The 313-nt window shown below is 62.6% G+C and carries 1 pseudogene; it reads right to left on the bottom strand.

The features are described from left to right. Positions 1-116: 116 nt before the first annotated feature. Positions 117-313 (bottom strand): annotated as a pseudogene (locus P0G09_RS20935) (glutamate--tRNA ligase); the annotation flags it as partial.

The raw sequence follows: 313 nt of genomic DNA, 5'->3' as shown, positions 1-313 counted from the left end.
TCCCCGCTTTCCGGCGGGGATCTTTTGCAATGTTCTGTTTCCCGCGCCCTTTGCATATACAGTAGCGCGGGCGCGCGGCGTTTTATGGGGCCATGCGGGGAAGCGGCAAAAATATACCCGTTCAGCTTCTCAATGGCAGCCTTGACACGGGCAAGGGTCGTCTCGCGGCCCATCATGCAGGCAAGGTCGGTGCCGCCGCCGGGGGTGCGCTGCTTGCCGGAAAGGGCAATGCCCAGCGGGTAGAGCAGCCAGCCGTTCTTCTTGCCCAGCTATTCGGCCTTGGCCTTGCAGGCGTTGAACACGGTGTCGCGGT

The sequence above is a fragment of the Faecalibacterium sp. DFI.5.82 genome (assembly GCF_029076575.1).
Classification (GTDB): domain Bacteria; phylum Bacillota; class Clostridia; order Oscillospirales; family Ruminococcaceae; genus Faecalibacterium; species Faecalibacterium duncaniae.
This window is presented reverse-complemented; position numbering and strand designations above follow the sequence as displayed.